Source organism: Brevundimonas diminuta ATCC 11568 (assembly GCF_000204035.1).
In the GTDB taxonomy this organism is placed as follows: Bacteria; Pseudomonadota; Alphaproteobacteria; order Caulobacterales; family Caulobacteraceae; genus Brevundimonas; species Brevundimonas diminuta.
Map to the genome: position 1 here is coordinate 2,397,628 of NZ_GL883086.1, position 1,520 is coordinate 2,399,147.

2 protein-coding genes and 1 pseudogene are annotated in these 1,520 nt (G+C 70.1%); 1 reads left to right on the forward strand and 2 read right to left on the reverse strand.

From position 1 onward, the window contains the following. Nucleotides 1-414: SAM-dependent methyltransferase (locus tag BDIM_RS15525; protein ID WP_040346418.1), on the reverse strand; the 414-nt coding region annotated here is incomplete at its 3' end. A gap of 119 nt (nucleotides 415-533) precedes the next feature. On the opposite strand from BDIM_RS15525, the gene BDIM_RS15530 reads away from it, so the two are divergent. Then, nucleotides 534-1,223 carry an alpha/beta hydrolase gene (locus BDIM_RS15530; protein ID WP_003166517.1) on the forward strand — a complete coding sequence of 230 codons (690 nt, stop codon included), beginning with the start codon at nucleotides 534-536 and terminating at the stop codon, nucleotides 1,221-1,223. A 4-nt stretch (nucleotides 1,224-1,227) separates the two neighbouring features. On the opposite strand, the pseudogene BDIM_RS18515 reads toward BDIM_RS15530, so the two are convergent. Then, nucleotides 1,228-1,520, reverse strand: a pseudogene (locus BDIM_RS18515) (radical SAM family heme chaperone HemW); the annotation flags it as partial.

Below are 1,520 nucleotides of genomic sequence, written 5' to 3' on the forward strand. Positions count from 1 at the left end.
GATGCACAGGGCGGCCAACAGGCTGGACGGACCGGGCACGGGATGAACCGGCAGCCCCTCGGCCACGGCCGCCCGCGCCACCACATAGCCGGGGTCTGACACCAGAGGCGTGCCCGCATCCGACACCAGGGCCACCACCTCGCCCGCCTTCAGCCGCTCGACGGCGATCTCCGCGGCGCGGTTCGAGGCGTGATCATCGCACCGCTCCAGCCTAACCTTCAGCCCATAGGCGGTCAGCAGCTTGGCCGTGACCCGCGTGTCCTCCGCCAGCACCAAATCGGCCGCCGCCAGAACGTCCAGCGCCCGCAGCGTCATGTCGCGCAGATTCCCGATCGGCGTCGCCACCAGATAGAGGCCCGGCGAAACGGGGCGCGCGGGCGGGGCGGTCGGCGGAAACAGGGAGGCGTCGGACATGGCTCCATCCTAGTGGGCGTCACGGTGTCGTGAAAGCCGCCAGAGTCAGGGAACGCCGCCGCCGGTTCGCGCACTGCGATCCGCATCGACCCTTCTGTCGTCCAGAACGGAATCCGCCCATGTCGAAGTCCGCCTCCATCGTCCTCGTTCACGGCTTCTGGGGCGGCGCCGCCCACTGGGGCAAGGTCATCACCGAACTGGCCCGGCGCGGCTACACCTCTCTGCACGCGGTCGAGATGCCGCTGACCTCGCTTGCCGACGACGCCGAGCGGGTGCGCAAGATGGTGCGCCAGCAGGAAGGGCCGGTCATCCTGGTCGGCCACTCCTACGGCGGGGCGGTGCTGTCCGAGGCCGGCGACCTGCCGAACGTGGCGGCCCTGGTCTTCATCGCCGCCTTCGCGCCCGACGCAGGCGAAAGCCCCGGCGCCATCACCCAGCAGGATCCCCCGGTCGCCGCCCCCAACCTGGCCCCCGACAGCGACGGCTATCTGTGGATCAAGGCCGACAAGTTCCATGAGAGCTTCTGCCAGGATCTGACGGCGGACGAGGCCCTGGTCATGGCGGTGACGCAGAAGGCGCCGCTGGCGACCACCTTCGGCGACGCGGTCACGGCGCCCGCCTGGCGCAGCAAGCCGAGCTGGTATCAGGTCTCGAGCCAGGACCACATGATCGCCCCGACCAATCAGCAGCGGATGTCGGCGCGGTTGAACGCCCGCAAGGTCATCACCCTGGACGCCAGCCACGCCTCCCTGGCGTCGCATCCGTCCGAAATCTGCGACCTGATCGAAGAAGCGGCGGCGACCGTCTGATCGTCTAGACCAGCAGGCTCTTCAGCACCGCGTCCAGCAAGGGACGGCCCGTCGCCGTAGCGGCGACGCGGCCGTCCTTCAGGCTCAGGAAGCCGTCGGTCAGAAGGTCGGCCAGCCGGCCCTCAACCGCCGACAGGCCCAGCCGCTGCAGCAGGGACAAGGAAACGCCCTCGACGGTGCGCAGGCCCAGCAGCACGCGCTCCTCATCGGCGTCCTGCGCCTCCAGAACTTCGCGCTCGGCCCAGGGCGATCCGGCGGCGACGCCCGCGACATAGTCGCCGATGCGGCGCGCGGCCA

Bases quoted from the DNA above. Each gene is read 5' to 3' on its own strand.
- BDIM_RS15530 (WP_003166517.1), top strand. From the start codon at position 534: ATGTCGAAGTCCGCCTCCATCGTCCTCGTTCACGGCTTCTGGGGCGGC.